The 16860-nt window shown below is 31.1% G+C and carries 17 protein-coding genes and 1 tRNA gene; 10 read left to right on the forward strand and 8 right to left on the reverse strand.

The genetic code is table 11. The features are described from left to right. Positions 1–14: 14 nt before the first annotated feature. The 6 genes from Q4Q34_RS09330 to Q4Q34_RS09355 form a co-directional block, all read right to left on the reverse strand. Positions 15–458, reverse strand: a complete 444-nt coding sequence (locus Q4Q34_RS09330; RefSeq protein ID WP_303318722.1) for a retropepsin-like aspartic protease family protein — start codon at positions 456–458, stop codon at positions 15–17. Continuing rightward, on the reverse strand, positions 430–3018 hold the full coding sequence (locus Q4Q34_RS09335; protein ID WP_303318721.1) for a CHAT domain-containing protein: 2589 nt from the start codon (positions 3016–3018) through the stop codon (positions 430–432). The genes Q4Q34_RS09330 and Q4Q34_RS09335 overlap by 29 nt, the downstream gene beginning before the upstream one ends. Before the next feature lie 30 nt (positions 3019–3048). Beyond that, on the reverse strand, positions 3049–5004 hold the full coding sequence (locus Q4Q34_RS09340; protein WP_303318720.1) for a DUF7849 domain-containing protein: 1956 nt from the start codon (positions 5002–5004) through the stop codon (positions 3049–3051). A gap of 313 nt (positions 5005–5317) precedes the next feature. Next, the gene (locus Q4Q34_RS09345; RefSeq protein WP_303318719.1) at positions 5318–5998 is read right to left on the reverse strand and encodes a class I SAM-dependent methyltransferase; all 681 of its coding nucleotides are present in this window, start codon (positions 5996–5998) and stop codon (positions 5318–5320) included. A gap of 184 nt (positions 5999–6182) precedes the next feature. Beyond that, positions 6183–7169: a hypothetical protein gene (locus tag Q4Q34_RS09350; RefSeq protein ID WP_303318718.1), complete on the reverse strand. Its 987-nt coding sequence runs from the start codon at positions 7167–7169 to the stop codon at positions 6183–6185. Between the two features lie 82 nt (positions 7170–7251). Then, entirely contained in the window at positions 7252–7746 is a 495-nt protein-coding gene (locus Q4Q34_RS09355; RefSeq protein ID WP_303318717.1) for a hypothetical protein, read from the reverse strand. 306 nt (positions 7747–8052) lie between these two features. Between Q4Q34_RS09355 and Q4Q34_RS09360 the strand changes: the two genes are divergently transcribed. The 10 genes from Q4Q34_RS09360 to Q4Q34_RS09405 all read left to right on the forward strand — a co-directional run bounded on the left by Q4Q34_RS09360 (position 8053) and on the right by Q4Q34_RS09405 (position 14751). Beyond that, positions 8053–8634: an RNA polymerase sigma factor gene (locus tag Q4Q34_RS09360; protein WP_303318716.1), complete on the forward strand. Its 582-nt coding sequence runs from the start codon at positions 8053–8055 to the stop codon at positions 8632–8634. 5 nt (positions 8635–8639) lie between these two features. Next, entirely contained in the window at positions 8640–9374 is a 735-nt protein-coding gene (locus Q4Q34_RS09365) for a tetratricopeptide repeat protein (RefSeq protein ID WP_303318715.1), read from the forward strand. Positions 9375–9577: 203 nt separating this feature from the next. Beyond that, positions 9578–10345, forward strand: a complete 768-nt coding sequence (locus Q4Q34_RS09370; protein ID WP_303318714.1) for a TatD family hydrolase — start codon at positions 9578–9580, stop codon at positions 10343–10345. A gap of 3 nt (positions 10346–10348) precedes the next feature. Then, positions 10349–11380: an asparaginase gene (locus Q4Q34_RS09375; protein WP_303318713.1), complete on the forward strand. Its 1032-nt coding sequence runs from the start codon at positions 10349–10351 to the stop codon at positions 11378–11380. Positions 11381–11458: 78 nt separating this feature from the next. Beyond that, positions 11459–11546 (forward strand) — tRNA-Ser (locus Q4Q34_RS09380). 74 nt (positions 11547–11620) lie between these two features. Then, entirely contained in the window at positions 11621–12400 is a 780-nt protein-coding gene (locus Q4Q34_RS09385) for a MotA/TolQ/ExbB proton channel family protein (protein ID WP_135877344.1), read from the forward strand. 18 nt (positions 12401–12418) lie between these two features. Further along, positions 12419–12850 carry a hypothetical protein gene (locus Q4Q34_RS09390; RefSeq protein WP_303318712.1) on the forward strand — a complete coding sequence of 144 codons (432 nt, stop codon included), beginning with the start codon at positions 12419–12421 and terminating at the stop codon, positions 12848–12850. A 3-nt stretch (positions 12851–12853) separates the two neighbouring features. Further along, the gene (locus Q4Q34_RS09395) at positions 12854–13441 is read left to right on the forward strand and encodes an ExbD/TolR family protein (RefSeq protein ID WP_303318711.1); all 588 of its coding nucleotides are present in this window, start codon (positions 12854–12856) and stop codon (positions 13439–13441) included. A 23-nt stretch (positions 13442–13464) separates the two neighbouring features. Further along, entirely contained in the window at positions 13465–13941 is a 477-nt protein-coding gene (locus tag Q4Q34_RS09400) for an ExbD/TolR family protein (protein WP_303318710.1), read from the forward strand. 117 nt (positions 13942–14058) lie between these two features. Continuing rightward, a complete protein-coding gene (locus Q4Q34_RS09405; protein WP_303318709.1) occupies positions 14059–14751 on the forward strand; it encodes a porin family protein in 693 nt (230 codons plus the stop codon). Here the strand turns inward: Q4Q34_RS09405 and Q4Q34_RS09410 are convergent. After that, positions 14746–15351 (reverse strand): hypothetical protein, encoded by a 606-nt coding sequence (locus tag Q4Q34_RS09410; protein ID WP_303318708.1) that lies wholly within the window; start codon positions 15349–15351, stop codon positions 14746–14748. The two genes, Q4Q34_RS09405 and Q4Q34_RS09410, sit on opposite strands and share 6 nt — an antisense overlap. Further along, positions 15351–16808, reverse strand: a complete 1458-nt coding sequence (rpoN, locus tag Q4Q34_RS09415; RefSeq protein ID WP_303318707.1) for an RNA polymerase factor sigma-54 — start codon at positions 16806–16808, stop codon at positions 15351–15353. Before rpoN ends, Q4Q34_RS09410 begins: the two co-directional genes overlap by 1 nt. Positions 16809–16860: the final 52 nt, after the last annotated feature.

Below are 16860 nucleotides of genomic sequence, written 5' to 3' on the forward strand. Positions count from 1 at the left end.
GTTTAAATATGTTTTTATATTTTTAAATATAGATATTTCTTTTCATAATCTATAATAGCTTTAGCTTTTTTTAAAATATCGGCTCCAATTATGCCATCGACAGGTTTAGAATTATGATTTATTAGAGCCGTATTTACATGAGTTAGATTAAATAAAACTAAAACAACTTTATTGTGTTTCCATTTACCAATCTTCAGTTTATTTTTCTTAGACATTTTAGTATCCATATCTATGGCTCCAGCTCCAGCAGCCTTAATAATAGAATCTTCGGTTTTTAGATTAAAAGTTTCTGTAGCCTCAAACCCCACACAAGAATTTGAAGCACCAGTATCTAAAATAAATAACCCTTTACGTCCATTTATGGTTGCTTTTATTTCAAAATGATTTGTTTTAGTAAGATGTAATTTTACTAAAACATACCCTTTTTCATTAAGAAACTCCTGTAATGTCTTTTCCATAAGGTTTTTTAACTCTCAACAGTAAAAATAATATAATAAGTAAGATAAACAGGCTAACGAATACATAAATTAATTTATTGTTATGAGTTGGCTTTGTTAATTCACCATAATAAACAAAGGCACTCCAGTAATAAGGTGATTTTTTTATATTATCAATCGTTTCATCTTTTAAATAATCTAATTTTGACAGATGGTTTGATGTATTTGCAGATTTATTATCACTATAGTTTTTATAAAAGGACTGCATGATCTTAGATGTGGATAAATCATTTATTTGCCATAAAGAAAATAATACGTTTTTAGCACCCGCATATTGAAATCCGCGTGCTATACTCATGGCACCTTCTCCTTTGTATCGTCTACCCACACCTGTTTCGCATGCACTTAAAACAACAAGATTGGTGTTTAAATCGAGGCTGTATAACTCGTTTAGAAACATTGTATTTTTATAAAACTCAATATTTGCCGAGGTTGAAGAATCACCACTACTGGCATGCGTAGATAAATGTATGATACTGTAGTCTGAACTGTTTTTAATGAAAGCTTTTTTTGTTGCTTGATCCCTTAAAAAAAGAGTGGCATGCATTTCTTCTTTTATAGCGTTGGCCTCATCTATAGAGTAGGTTAAACTATTTTTTGTTTTCTCAAACACTGGGAAAATACCAAGAAGGTCATTTTTACTATTTTCTTCAGCTTTTTTTAGATAAAATGCAGCACTTGTATTGTAAACAATATTTTGATGTTGTACAATAAAAGGCATTTTTGAAAAGTTTGTTGTATTTGTTTTGGAGGTAAGCAAAGCTTCAAATGGTACAAAATTCAATAATCCATCAGGGATCATAATAACGTTTTTGAAGGGGCTCGTTTTTGTAAGATTCAAGATATTATAAAGGGTGAAGGCAGAGGTTGTAAATTTGCTTATATTATTATTTATTATAGAAGCCGAATCAAATAAATGAATAAAATCGCTGATGTGTTTTTGGGTGCCTTCATCCAAATTAATTTTACTAAGATTGATACCATCCATAGAAATTATAAATTGATAGATGGCTTTTTTACCATAAAAATATTCAACTAAAACGGCTTCATCTTTTAATAGTTTATTTTGGAGATCACCGATTAAAAAATCAGTGTCACCTAACTCGGAGTATTTTTTATTTATAGCTTTTTTAAGCATTTTTAATTTAATACTTATCGTATTTAAATTAGAACTTAAAGAAGTGATTACGGATGCTTGTGATTTGCCTAATTGTTCATTTATAAGACGATGCGTTGTTTCTTCTTGTTCTTTAAGTAAAGCAGCTTCTTGAAGTAATAAACTATCATTAGAGTGTTTCTGTAAAAGCGCTTTTTTAATAGATTTTTCTTTTAATATTCCCGATTTATTTAATTCTGCATATTGAAAAGCGGAGAATAAAAGCGTGTCGTTTTTTGTGTTTTGGTAGGTGTTAAAGATGATTTCTATACATTTTTCACTACGAATTCTATTTGCTGCCTGATTTGATATTTTGTTTTCTTGCGAGGTCCAGTTGTTTTCTAATAATTTTGATACATAAAAGCTTAGGTCGTAATAATTAAGTACTGCTTTATGGTCTTCTTGAAGTGTAGCGTACAAATCAAAAAGATCTATAAATGTGTTTTCTGCATATAAGTCATTTTTGTCAAGAAATTCAATAGACTTGGTGTTTGGTAATAAAATTTGGAGCGCCAAATCTAGGTTGTTTTTAGAATCGTTTAAATTATTTAATAATTTGTTAAGCTGAGCTTCTTCGAAATAAAGTTTGGCTAGCTTTCTTCTAGTTAAGCTGTCTTTAGATAGATGTGTTTTTGCCTTATTGAAAGCTTTTAATGCTTCTATATAATTACCATTTTGTAATTGGATTGCGTAATTATTTCTAAACTGATCATATGCACTAATATGAATTGTTTTAGGAATATCTGAAACATCGTTTATCATATTTAATGTAATTTGACTATCAATACTTAATTGGATAATTTTTTGCTTTTGACGGTTATTCAGATTTTGCTTATTGAGGTAACCCGATGTTAGTTCTAGTACTTTTTTATATCTCCCAGTAGTTTTATATAAGATGGCTAGATTAATGATGCCACTTACTTGATGCTTAATCTGATTGCTTTTTTCAGCTAAGAAAATATACTGTTTTATTATGTTTTCAGCATTCGTGTAATCGTCTGTTTTGGTATATAAGTTTCCTAAAGGTATTAGACAGCTTTCAATAATATTAAAATCAGAAATTTTCGAAAGTTCGTTTGTATTAAAACGATTTAAGGCATCTTCTAAGGTAATGATGGCATCTTTTAATTGGGCATTTTGATCTAAATAATAGCCTTTATGGCACTGTAAAAAAACAAGTGCTAATTGTTCCTCTTTGCTTTTAACTTGTTTTTTGAATGTAGATTCTTGCTCGCTTAAGAGGTTTAATGAAGTATTATTTGTGTTGCTAATAAATGTTTCAGCAGCAACATAAATGTCTTCTTCTAAATTTTGAGAAAAAGTAATTCCGTAAATTAAAAAGAAAATAAAACTTAGTTTTTTCATAAGAGTGAGCCTGCTAAAAGAGACTTAGCTTCAGAACTTCCATATGGCATAGAATTGCCAATAGTTAAAATCGTTTTCAAAATTCATAACATAACGCGCACCCAAACTTGGGCCAATTCTGGCAAAACCAGCTGTAACTTCAAACAATAATCCAGTTCTTAAATTGGTAAAAGAATCGGTTTCGTTAATGGTGTCTTCTTCTGTATTAAAAACGAAGGCATCCGGAGTATCTCCTTCAAACATTTCTGTTAAAATATGTTGTTCGCGTTTTTCACTTAAGGATAAGGTGTTTTGTAAACCACCGCCTAGGCCAATATAGTTATTAACATTATATCTTATTAAAACAGGAATATCCCAATCTATATTCTCATAAGAGGCATTCGTTGTAGTCCGTTGAAAAAACCGAAAGCCTTGAGCTCCTTGGATAAACTCTTCTTTAATATCAGTGTTCGAATCGTAATTATGAAAATTATTCATAAGCTCTATTTGCCAATACCATCTATAAGATTTATAAGGAGATAATGTAGCGCCAAAAAAGTAGCTTTCAGAATTTTTTAAGTCGTTAAACGAATTATAGCCTGTTTTAATACCAATGGATATACCTGGTAAAAACCGAGTGGTTGAATAGTTAGTAAGAATAGGGTCGTTTTTGTCAAAAATAATAGCTGTTCTGCTTTTTGTTTTTTTCTTATGAAAATCTTTAGCAAACTTAATCTTGTATTTTACAAAACCTTTTGTGGAGTCGTATTCTTTTACATTCTTTTGTTCGCTTCCCGGAAGGTAAATATTCTTAAAAGTAAAAATAGCCTGTGTGTTTGTGAATGTGGTGTCCAAACAACTATACAAAACGTCTCGTTTGGGGCATATATCACATTTAGGATACATATCCATGACTTTTAAAGTTGATTTGTCCAGCATTTCCGGAATATCAGTTTCCAGTCGTATGGTTCTTGCTGGACCTTCACCATTATTTTGAAACTTAATTTTATATTTTAAGGTTTTAAAGCGTACCAATCTATAATTCATAAATGTCCCATTTGATGACATTTTGTTAGGATCATGTGAAGTCACGATTTCCATTTCCATATCTTTAACTTTATGGTTATCGTAATTGCCGTCTGGAATGTAAATCCCGCGAACCGATATAATGGCACTGGTATCTTTAACCATTTCTGGCGTTGTCTTTAAACTAAAAAAAACATGACGCTCTTCATTGGGCTCCATGTTATCGAACTCCAAGAGACTCCAGTCTTTGTAATATGCTTTAGATTCTGCAATGGTTAAAGGTAGATTTGTTTTTTCTGTTGAATCTTGTAATACAGTACTTGATTTAATAAGATTATTATTTGAAGAAGCGAGGTAAGTCCCTTCATTATCAATATGCTTTGTATATGCAAAACCGTTTACCGAAACGTTTTTTTCGTTATGATGGGTTCTGGTTTCCAACAATTCAAAATTATTAGCTTTATATTTAAGTTCGTTATAGAAGAGGTATATTTTTCCGTTTGTTATGTAGTCCTTATTATTCTTATAACTCATTATAGCTACTATTTCTTCTTCGGGAATAGGTTCGCGATTACGCTTTATTGTAAAGTCTTCGTCCATTGTGGCTATATCTTCATAATCAGTCGTAATAGAATTAACAGCAATTTTTTTGGGTCTAGTTGTTGGTGGTTTACCTGTATCGTAATTATTGGTCGCCCATAATCTCACTTCATAGTCACCTTTGTTTTTATAGATGTGTTTTGGTTCTTTTTCGGTGCTATAATGACCATCACCAAATTCCCAGTAATGTGTGTAAAAAGCTTTAGGCGCACCAGCAATTTGATTTAAAACAGGTGTTTCTGGTGTAAATAAAATTTCATTCCCATTGTTTATACTTTTGATGGTTGCCGTTCTTGTAAGCGTATCGTTTGCAAGTAATTGTTGGGAATGATTATGTACACATATAAATGAGAAGCAAATAAAAAAGAATAATTTGTTCATAGAATTAAGCTTAAATCGGTTTAAATATACAAAAAGTGTTACCTCTAAAATAGTTTCATATGATTCTAACTTAATATGAAAAACTAAAATTAGAATTGATTACTAGTATGTTAGCTGTTATTGTTAATAACACAACAATTATTATCACTAATGTTAGAGTAGTTTTTTTCATGACGCATTAGTATTTATATTTAAATACATAATGTCTATATTTTGTTACCCCTTTTTTAACAGGAAATTTAAATGATTGAATTCGCTGGAAGTCGTATTGGACTATAAAAGCAATAATTAACAACGTGTAATTAATTGCAACTTAAAAAACTTTATAAAGCGTAGTTACTATAACTTCTTTGTGATCATTTAAAACAACAGACAATAATTGTTTTTCTTCTTTTACCTTAAAATTAAATGGCGGAGCTAATAAGTTTAAACCACTTTGTTTTTTTAGTCTAATTCCTTGTCCTGAAATAATATCTTTATTGGGTGTAAAATCTCCTTTGGGTAAATGTTCGGTTAAAATCACATATTTAAAATTAGTTAACTTGTTTATTATACTTTGTACTTCGGCGTTCGATAAATGTTGTAGCACTTGTCTTAGTATAGCACAATCCCCAGAAGGCAACTTATCTACTGCGATATCCAAACAATGGAATTCTAAATTTTCTTCTTTAAATTTTTCTTTATTATACTCTATAAGGGTTGTTACTATATCTACCGCAACATATTTTTTAGTATGCTTTACCAGTTTTTGCCCTACATTAAAATCCCCACAGCCTAAATCGCATACCACAAGAGGACTTTCAAAAGATATTAAAAATGATATTAAAACATCTATATATGGATTTACTATCACAGGATGGTGCGACCCTACACCAGAATAAAAATCAGATTTGTTATCCTCTCCCCAAAGTTTCATTTCATAAACCTGTTCCATGGCATCTTTAGTTGGCCAAGGTTTCTTTGCTTTTTTAATTCCATTTTCTTTCTCCTTCATAAATACTCAATATGTTGCCAAATACAATATTAAAACAAACGTACAAATTATACACAATAGTAAATGTTATGAAACGGATAACAAGCACATAAATAAAAAACCAGAAACTTTGAGTTTCTGGTTTAATACCTGAGTTAACATTTTATGTTAACAATATAAGTAGGAAATCAAAATGAGCAGATGTTTATGGTAAACCATTAATTATGGTTGTTAATTGAGCTTCTGTAGCTACAGATGTTTCATCATCGGTAAATATTATAATACCGTTTTCTTCAATAGTTACAGATTTAATAGCATATTTCCAGTTATCTCCATCTTCAGTAGCAAAAATGATGTGGCATTCTAATCCGATAGGAATTAGTCCATAATGCTCGCTAAATAAACCAGTTTCAGAATCGTAAGTATCTAAGTTGGCTAAACCAGCATCCTCACCGTCATAAGAGATAAAAACAGAACTGTTCGTATTGTCATAACCTTCGGGCACAGCTACTAAAATTGTCGTTTTTGGACGAGGGTCATTATAAAAACGATCTACATTAGACCATCCAAATGATTGGAAAAAACCATAATACTGATTACCTTCAGCGAATACACCACCTTCACCTTGAGGACCGTCGCGTTCTACTTCATCCCATGCTAGGTTGCCGTCTTGATCTATTCTACCTTCCCAAAGGGTCATATCATTATCCGTACCGCCTGTTAAATCTGCTGGAATTTGCATTTGGAACCCACAATTGGTTTCTAAAGCAATACCGTTTTGAGTTGCATTTACAAAGAACTCACCTCCAGAAATAAGTAATCCTTTGTCTCCATTTGGTAAAGTTCCCATGGTAGGTTTATTAGTTGTAAGCATGCTACCTTTATCAAAAAGTTCAACAAATTCTACATCTACAGTTCCTGTTACAGTCTCTCCGTTTAAGGTCAAACAAGAGCTGCTAATGAAAATCTGTACACCTTTTTCAGATGTTAATGTTACACTTCCGTCATCAGCATTAAACTCAAATGTTTGTGTTAAGTTTTCGAGGGCAGCTTCTTTTAAATTATTAAAATCTTCGGCTGTTGGACGAATTAAAATGTCGTTATCGCCATCGTTATCATCATTATTTGAACAGCTTGTTAATAATAAAGCAGACATTAAAATGGTTCCTAAAATGTTTTTAAAATTTTTCATGATTAATTGGGTTTTAAATTTATTATTCAGGTTTATATAAACAGGGTAATTATTTTGTTACCCTGTTTTAGTCATTATTTTTTTATTGTTGAGGTTGACTGATTATTTTTTTAGATACAATAGCATCTCCAGAGGCGACTAATTGTATCATTCTATAAGCATAAGCCTCAGTAGAAGAGTACCCTTTTGCACGACCTGTCGCAGTTTCGACTTCCCAGAAATAATTTCTTTTAGAATTGTTTTTTGCTTCAGTCTTTAAAACAAAATAACTTTCAATTTTTGACGCTCTTACAATTTCTCCAGAACTTGTTAAAGCAATCATACGTTTTGCATCTTCTACAGAAAGAGAGGTTCCTGAGTAAATACTTTTATTGGTTTCTACTTTCCAGTCATAAACTTTAACTAAGTTTTCATTGGTAATATCTACACTTACAGTTGTTGTATTAAGGTTCGATGTTAAGGTTGTAGCATGAGAGCTTAATATTGATAATACTACAGTACCGATAATTAAAAATGATTTTTTACTCACGTCATTAATATTTTTTAAGTGTTCGTGAAATTTCTTTGTAATTTTCATGATTTCTAATTTTTATGGATTAATTAAGTGTTTCAGTATTTTTAACTGTCACACCCTTATATCAGAACCATTTAAAAATTGTTACCCTTTTATTTCAAAGTTTTTTTATTTTGAAAAGAATTCCCCGAGGTTTTGTCTCGGGGTTTCCATTGAAATTGTCATTCTCGTGAAAACGGGAATCTAAATACAGAATTTCTATTTTTGACCCAAAAGATTAAAATGAAACAGGTAAAATATTTCTATGCTTTGTCTTGAGAATAGCTGGTTTCAAGAAATTCTTTATTTTAGTAGCAAATACAAGGGTTAATGAGTGAAAAAAAAATACACGAAGACCAGAAGTATATAGACGGATTACTTAAAAACAACTCGTTTATTATTCAAGCTATATATGATAAGTTTGCTCCTAAAGTGATTAATTATATAAAGCAGAATAGTGGGGATAGTGATAAAGCCCAAGATGTCATACAGGATATTTTAATAACCATTTACAATCAGGCAAGTGAAAAAAAATTACAGCTTACCTGTCCATTTGATGCCTATTTCTTTTTGCTATGTAAGCGGAAATGGTTAAACGAATTAAAAAAATCTTCTAATAAAGAGGTAACAATTAATGAAGATGTGTTATCTAAAGGTGACGAAGCTCAAGAACTGGCTTTTGAAACCTCTGTATTTGGTGAAAAACAAGCGCTATTTACAGAAATGTTTCAAAAACTTGGAACCGCTTGTAAAGATTTATTAACCGCTACTTTTAAAATAAAATCGATGGAGGAAGTAGCAAAAAGCTTAGGTGTCACATATGCTTATGCTAGAAAAAAGAAATCTTTATGTATTGGTAAATTAACAGAGCTGGTTCAAAAGTCACCAAAGTTTAACCAACTTAATAATTAATAGCCATGGATGATCAAAATTACATAGTATTCGAATCCTACTTATCTAAAGAATTATCACCAGATGAAGTAACCGCTTTTGAATTGAGATTAAAAAACGAATCAGATTTTAATCAAGCATTTAATACGTACAAAGAACTGTCTTCTTTTTTAGAACATAAATTTGAAGATGAGTCAGCCTCAACAGCATTTCAGAATAATTTAAAAACTATTTCTAATACTTATTTTGAAAAACAAGAAACTTCTAAAAAAGTAATGCGCTTTAAACCTTGGCAATATGCAATGGCAGCAAGTATTGCTTTACTAATAGGAATCGTTACATTTAATAATTTCTCTAACCCAACTTTTAACGATTATAATAATTATAAAACGATTAGTTTAACAGTTAGGGGAGCGGAGGAAGTTCTTTTAAAAGAAGCTGAAAATGCTTTTAATAATAAAGATTTCGCTAAAGCTGAAGCCGTTTTTGAACAGTTACTGGTTAAGAATGATTCAAACAATGAGTTGCAATTATATAGAGGAATTTCATTATTAGAATTAGATAAGTTTGATGAAGCCGATAGTATGTTTGGTAAGCTTTCTAAAACACCATCCGTTTATAAAAATAAAGCCATATGGTATTTAGCCTTAAGTAAATTAAAACAGAAAAACTACGATGCTTGTTTAGACGTTTTAAAAACAATTCCGGAAGATGCAGATGAATATAAACAAGTTCAAAAGCTTATTAAAAAGTTAGATTAATCTAAAGAATTCCTCGACGCTCTGGGTCCTTATCCTGCTCACCTCTTGAAAGGAGAGGTCAGAATTGTCTTTTTAGGCAGTTCTGGGTGAGGTAAGTAAAGATATTTTAAGCCCGTCAGGTTTTTAAAAACCTGACGGGTTTTTCATTAGTGAAAATTTATGAAATTCGTGTCAAACTTTAAATACTTCATTATTTTTACCAAATGATTATTACAGACACACATACCCATTTATATAGTGAAGCTTTTGATGACGACAGGAATGAGATGATTGATCGTGCTATAGCTCAAGGAGTCTCTCGGTTTTTTATTCCCGCAATAGATTCTGAGTACACCAAAGCTATGTTTCAACTCGAAAAGGATTACCCTAATAATATGTTTTTAATGATGGGTTTGCATCCTACACATGTTAAAGACAATTATAAAAAAGAATTAAAGCATGTAGAAGATATGCTTGCCAAGCGACATTTTTATGCGGTGGGAGAAATAGGAATTGATTTATATTGGGATAAATCAACATTAGGAATTCAACAAGAAGCGTTTAAACATCAAATTAGACTTGCAAAGCAATATAAGTTGCCAATAGTTATACATTGTAGAGATGCATTTGATGAAATATTTGAAATTTTAGAAACAGAAAAGAGTGATGATTTATTCGGTGTTTTTCATTGTTTTACAGGAACATTAGAACAAGCACATCAAGCTATTTCATATAATATGAAACTAGGTATAGGCGGTGTTGCTACTTTTAAGAACGGAAAAATTGATACCTTTTTAAATCAAATTGATATTAAACATATTGTATTAGAAACAGATTCCCCTTATTTAGCTCCGGTACCATATAGAGGAAAACGAAATGAAAGCGTATATGTTATAAAAGTGTTAGAAAAGTTGGTAGAGATATATGGTATATCTTCAGAAGAGATAGCAGCAATTACAACTCAAAATTCTAAAGATGTTTTTAAAGTTTAAAATATGAGCGTTATAAAACCAAAGATATTACTAATATATACAGGAGGAACCATTGGTATGGTTAAAGATTTTAAAACCGGATCACTTCGTGCATTTGATTTTAAAACACTTTTAGAAAAAATTCCGGAATTACAACTTTTAGATTGTAAGATAGATACAGTGTCATTTAAAGAGCCTATAGATTCAAGTAATATGAATCCAAAATATTGGGTTCAAATTGCCGAGATGATAGAAACTAATTATGAAGCGTTTGATGGTTTTGTTGTTTTACACGGAAGTGATACCATGAGTTATACAGCGTCTGCATTAAGTTTTATGTTAGAGAATTTAGCAAAACCAGTCATATTTACAGGATCTCAATTGCCAATAGGCGACTTAAGAACCGATGCAAAAGAAAATTTAATTACATCTATACAAATAGCGTCATTACAAAGTCAAGGCAAGCCACAAATTAAAGAAGTATGCCTATATTTTGAATACAAATTATATAGAGCTAATAGAACAACAAAGATAAATGCAGAGCACTTTGAAGCTTTTGCTTCTTTAAACTACCCCGATTTGGCCGAGTCTGGTGTGCATTTAAAAGTTAATGAAGACTATTTATTCAAACCTGATTTAAATAAGGCTCTAAAGATTCATAAAAAATTAGATAATAATATCGCATTAGTTAAACTTTTTCCGGGCATTACAGAAAATATTTTGCAAAGTATTTTCAGTACTTCAAATTTAAAAGCTATAGTGCTTGAAACATATGGTGCAGGAAATTGTACTACCGAAACATGGTTCATTAATATGTTAAAAGAAAATATTCTTAAAGGCATGCATGTTATAAATATTACACAATGTTCTGGCGGAAGTGTTATGATGGGGCATTATGAAACGAGTAATGCGTTAAAAAATATAGGAGTTATTTCCGGAAAAGATATCACAACAGAAGCAGCAATAAGTAAATTAATGTATTTATTAGGTCAGAATATAGCTGCTAATACCTTCAAAACTATCTACGAATCACCCTTAAGAGGGGAAATGTCTTAAAATTAACTCTTAAAATTTTAGCGTTCAAAGTTTTTTTTGTTATTTGAGCCCCTGTAATTAAAGAGTAATTAAAATTACAGAGAGGTGGCCGAGTGGTCGAAGGCGCACGCCTGGAAAGTGTGTATACGTCAAAAGCGTATCGAGGGTTCGAATCCCTTCCTCTCTGCTGTTATTTTTGTTTTTAATTGCTTTTTTTTTAATATCTTTAACACTTTAACTAATATATTTAAGATCTAGAACATGAAAAGATTATTTTCTATCCTTGCCATTACAGGAATGGTGGCATTCGGAACGACTAACGCAACAACAATTGCAAACACAAATACAGCTGTAACTACTGTTAACACTATTCAAGAGACTACTGAAGAAGGCGCTGCTGCTGAAGAGACCCTTGGATTTCATCAAGAATTGAAAAAACGTTTTATTGAAGGTGGAGCTGGCTTTATGGGGATTGTATTATTATGTTTAATTCTTGGATTAGCAATTGCTATAGAAAGAATTATCTTTTTAAACCTTTCAACTACTAACACAAAAAAATTAACACAAAGTGTTGAAGACGCTTTATCTTCAGGTGGTGTAGAAGCTGCAAAAGAAGTATGTAGAAATACAAAAGGACCAATCGCATCTATTTACTACCAAGGATTAGATAGAACTGACGAAGGTATCGAAGCTGCTGAAAAAGCTGTAGTAGCTTACGGAGGTGTACAAATGGGACAATTAGAAAAAAATGTATCTTGGATTTCATTATTTATCGCCTTAGCACCAATGCTTGGTTTCATGGGTACGGTAATTGGTATGATTCAAGCATTCGATAAAATTGAAGCTGCCGGAGATATGCAACCATCTCTTGTTGCAGGTGGTATTAAAGTAGCACTTTTGACAACTGTATTTGGTTTGATCGTGGCTATTATACTTCAAATTTTTTATAATTATATTATTGCTAAAATTGATAGCATTGTTAACGACATGGAAGATGCTTCTATCACGTTAATGGACCTATTAATTAGAAATAAAAAGTAATAATTAAATATAAAAATTATGAAACTACATAAAGTTTTAAAAATAGTAGCTTTCGCACTGGCTATTATTGGCGCGATTTTTGCGCTAATGATAATAGCAGGTGACGAAAAAGATGCTCTAAGTATGAGTGGAAATATGCTATACGTTGCATATGTTGTACTTGGATTGATATTAGTAATGGTTTTTTTATTCGTAATAAAAGGACTATTTGCTGGAAATATTAAGAAAACATTAATGACTGTAGGTGCTTTTCTAGTAATCGTATTTATTTCGTATTCTATATCTTCGGGTACAGATTTAGATTTAACACCTTTTACTGATAAAGGATTAGATGTAACAGAAGCAACATCTAAGCAAGTTGGTGCAGGATTATATACATTTTATGTATTAGCTTTTTTAGCTATAGCATCAATGGCATTCTCAGGAGTGAAAAAAATATTTAACAAATAAATTATGGCAAAAAGAGCAGCACCAGAAGTAAATGCAGGCTCCATGGCCGACATTGCGTTCTTACTATTAATATTTTTCTTAGTAACAACAACTATTGAAACAGATTCAGGAATCAATAGAAAGCTTCCTCCAATGGAAGAGTCTGAAGAAGATGTTGTTATCAAGCAAAGAAATATTTTTACTGTATTATTAAATGGTAAAGATCAATTGCTTGTAGAAGATGAATTAATGGAGCTTAAAGATTTAAGAGCTGCAGCTATTGAATTTTTAGATAACAATGGCGACGGATCTTGCGACTATTGTAAAGGAAAGAAAGATAAATCATCTTCTGATAATCCAGATAAAGCAATTATATCTTTAAAGAATGAGCGAGAAACAACTTATAAGACTTATATAGCGGTTCAAAATGAACTAGTAGCAGCTTATAACGAATTAAGAAATGCGAGAGCTCTGGCACAACATGGAAAGTCTTTCGCAGAAATGCAGGCAGACTATAAAGATGTAAATTGGCCTGGAAATAAGGAAAGATTAAAAGCGAAGATAGATCAAATAAAAACTGATTATCCTCAAAAGCTTTCTGAAGTACAATAATTTAAAATTTAACATTTATAAATATGTCTAAATTTAAAAAGAAAAAAAGTGGCGATATGCCTGCGGTTAATACAGCATCTTTACCCGATATTGTATTTATGTTATTATTCTTTTTTATGGTGGCCACTGTAATGAGGCAAAACACTTTGAAGATTGAAAATAATTTACCGTTTGCAGATCAAGTAGAAAAACTAGATAAAAAGGATTTGGTTATGTATATCTATGCAGGTAAACCAAGTGCTAATTATGTACAATACGGTAAAGAAGCAAGAATACAGTTAAATGATGATTTTGCTAGTGTAAGAGATGTGGCTGCTTTTGTAGCTGCAGAGAGAGCTTCTAAACGTGAAGAATTAATACCGTTTTTAACTACAGCTTTAAAAGTAGATAGTGATGCTAATATGGGCCTAATAGGTGATATTAAACAAGAGTTAAGAAAAGTAAATGCGCTTAAAATTAACTACACTACTAAAAAGGGTTCTGTATTAGGAAGAGATTAATTTTATTCTTAATTTTAAATAAAAAGGCGTTTTGAATTATCAAAACGCCTTTTTATTTTTTAAAAACCTGAACAATTTTACTTATAATTGTATGTTAGTATAATAACACACTAATTGATGAAACGCCTATTTATTCCCGTATTCTTTTTAATGCCTTTTGTGTATTGTTTTGCTCAAGAAATTAATGATAAAGAGGTTGATTCACTTTATAAGGAAGACCAATTTTATGCGGGAGTAACTTATAATTTGCTAGGCAACATGCCTAAAGATGTTGCACAAAGTGGCTTTTCTTTAGGATTCCATCTGGGGTTTATTAAAGATATGCCTATTAATAAGAATAGAAATTTAGCTATAGGTGTTGGTCTTGGGTACTCATCTAATTCATTTAATCAAAACTTACTCGTAGATAAAGACGATATGGGGAGGACTATTTATAGTGTTCTAAAAGACAATAATACATTTATTAAAAATAAATTCTCCAGCCATTTAATTGAACTCCCTATTGAGTTTAGATGGCGCACATCTACAGCAACTGAATATAATTTCTGGCGCATTTATACAGGATTTAAGCTAGGTTATATATTTGCGCATACAACCAAGTATCGTGGTGATTTAGGCAGGATTAGATATACTAATATTGAGGATTTTAATAATTTTCAATATGGTTTAACACTAAGTGCAGGTTATAATACTTGGAATATATTTTTATACTATGCTTTGAATCCTATTTTTTCTAGCGATGCTAATTTAGATGGAAATCAAATAGATATGAATGCTATAAAAATTGGCTTAATGTTTTATATTTTATAACCAATAAGGTACCAAAATTAACTGCGGAACCATTCCAATAAAAACGCCCATAATAAGTTCTTTATAGTCGTGAGCATTTAGATGTAATCTGGATGTAGCAACGGCTCCCATTATTATAGACATTAAAGCTAATATACCATTAATGTTTATACTAAAATGGATACTTAAAATAACTAAGAACATAAATAATCCAGAAATAGCAATCATATGTATACTTGCTTTAAATTTAAAAAAGGCAAGCATTAGGCATGCCATAGTAGAAATTAATATACCAACAAAGAAAAAATAAAGCTCTATAATTTGAGAAGGCGTAATAATACGCTGTAACACTATAATAACTACTAAACAGTTAAGTATTAATGGAATAATGCGTTCTTTCGTACTTTCCAGATAAATCGATTTTACCTTGCCTAATGTTTTTAATAAGAAATAGAGAAGAATAGGTAAAACAATGGTAAGTATAAAAAGAGATACCAACTTTGCTTTTATTATTTCTTCTGGGATGAATCGTGGCGACTTAAAAAAATAGAAAAGAACCCCTAATATAGGCATTATTAATGGATGAAAAATGTATGAGATACTCCTTAATATTTTATCCATTATATTTTTTTACGTAAACGAGCAACAGGAATGTCTAGCTGTTCTCTGTATTTTGCAACGGTACGACGAGCAATAGGATACCCTTTTTCTTTTAAAATGCTTGCTAGAGTTTCATCGGTTAAAGGCTTCTTCTTGTTTTCTTCTTCTATTACAGTTTCTAAAATTTTCTTTATTTCCCTTGTAGAAACATCTTCCCCTTGATCATTTTTCATGGATTCAGAAAAGAATTCTTTAATCAATTTTGTGCCGTAAGGCGTATCAACATATTTACTGTTGGCAACTCTTGATACAGTAGAGACATCCATAGAGATTTCATCAGCAATGTCTTTTAAAATCATGGGTTTTAAATTACGCTCGTCACCTGTTAAAAAATAGTCTTTTTGGTAATGCATAATAGCACTCATCGTAACAAATAAGGTTTGTTGGCGCTGTTTTATAGCCTCAATAAACCATTTTGCGGCATCTAATTTTTGCTTGATAAAAATAACAGCATCTTTTTGAGACTTCGATTTGTCTTTCGTGTCTTTATATCCTTTAAGCATATTGTTGTACTCTCTAGATACATGAAGTTCTGGTGCATTTCTTCCATTAAGAGTTAACTCTAATTCACCATCTGCAATTTTAATAGCAAAATCTGGAACAACGTGTTCAACAATTCTATTATTTCCAGCATAAGAACCTCCAGGTTTTGGATTTAAATGTTCAATTTCTGAAATAGCTTCTTTTAGTTGTGCTTCGGATATATCAAATTTCTGAATTAACTTCTTATAATGTTTTTTTGTAAATTGATCGAAAGCATTGTCAATAATGTCAATAGCTAGTTCGCTTTGCTGTGTTTTTTCTCTTCTATGTAGTTGAATACTCAAACACTCTTGTAAACTTCTGGCACCAACACCAGCAGGGTCTAATTGATGTACAATTTTTAGAACGTGTTCAATTTTTTCTTCGGTAGTATAAACGTTTTGAGTAAAAGCCAAATCGTCCATAATATCACTTAATTCTCTACGGATATAACCACTTTCGTCAACACTTCCGACTAAAAATTCTGCAATTTCACGTTCTTCATCATTAAGACGGTAGGTATTTAATTGATTTATTAAATGTTGCGTAAACGAAGTGCCCGCAGCATAAGGCATGGTTTTTTCATCATCATCGCTGCTATAATTATTGACTTGAGTGCGATAATCTGGAATTTCATCGTCACTTAAATATTCATCAACATTAATATCGTCAGCATTTATAGTTTCACTATCATTAAAATCCTCGGCATTATCGTACTCAGAGTCGAATTCATTTTCATTAGTTTCTTTACCGCCTTCAAGAGCTGGGTTTTCTTCCAATTCTTGTTTTAAACGTTGTTCAAAAGCTTGTGTAGGCAATTGTATCAACTTCATTAACTGAATCTGCTGCGGTGATAACTTTTGTGATAATTTAAATTGTAAATACTGCTTAAGCATATTTTGATTTGGTTTAAGATAAAAGTAAAAAAAAACTTTTACCTGTAAATAG

Origin of the sequence: Flavivirga abyssicola, from assembly GCF_030540775.2 — a bacterium.
In the GTDB taxonomy this organism is placed as follows: domain Bacteria; phylum Bacteroidota; class Bacteroidia; order Flavobacteriales; family Flavobacteriaceae; genus Flavivirga; species Flavivirga abyssicola.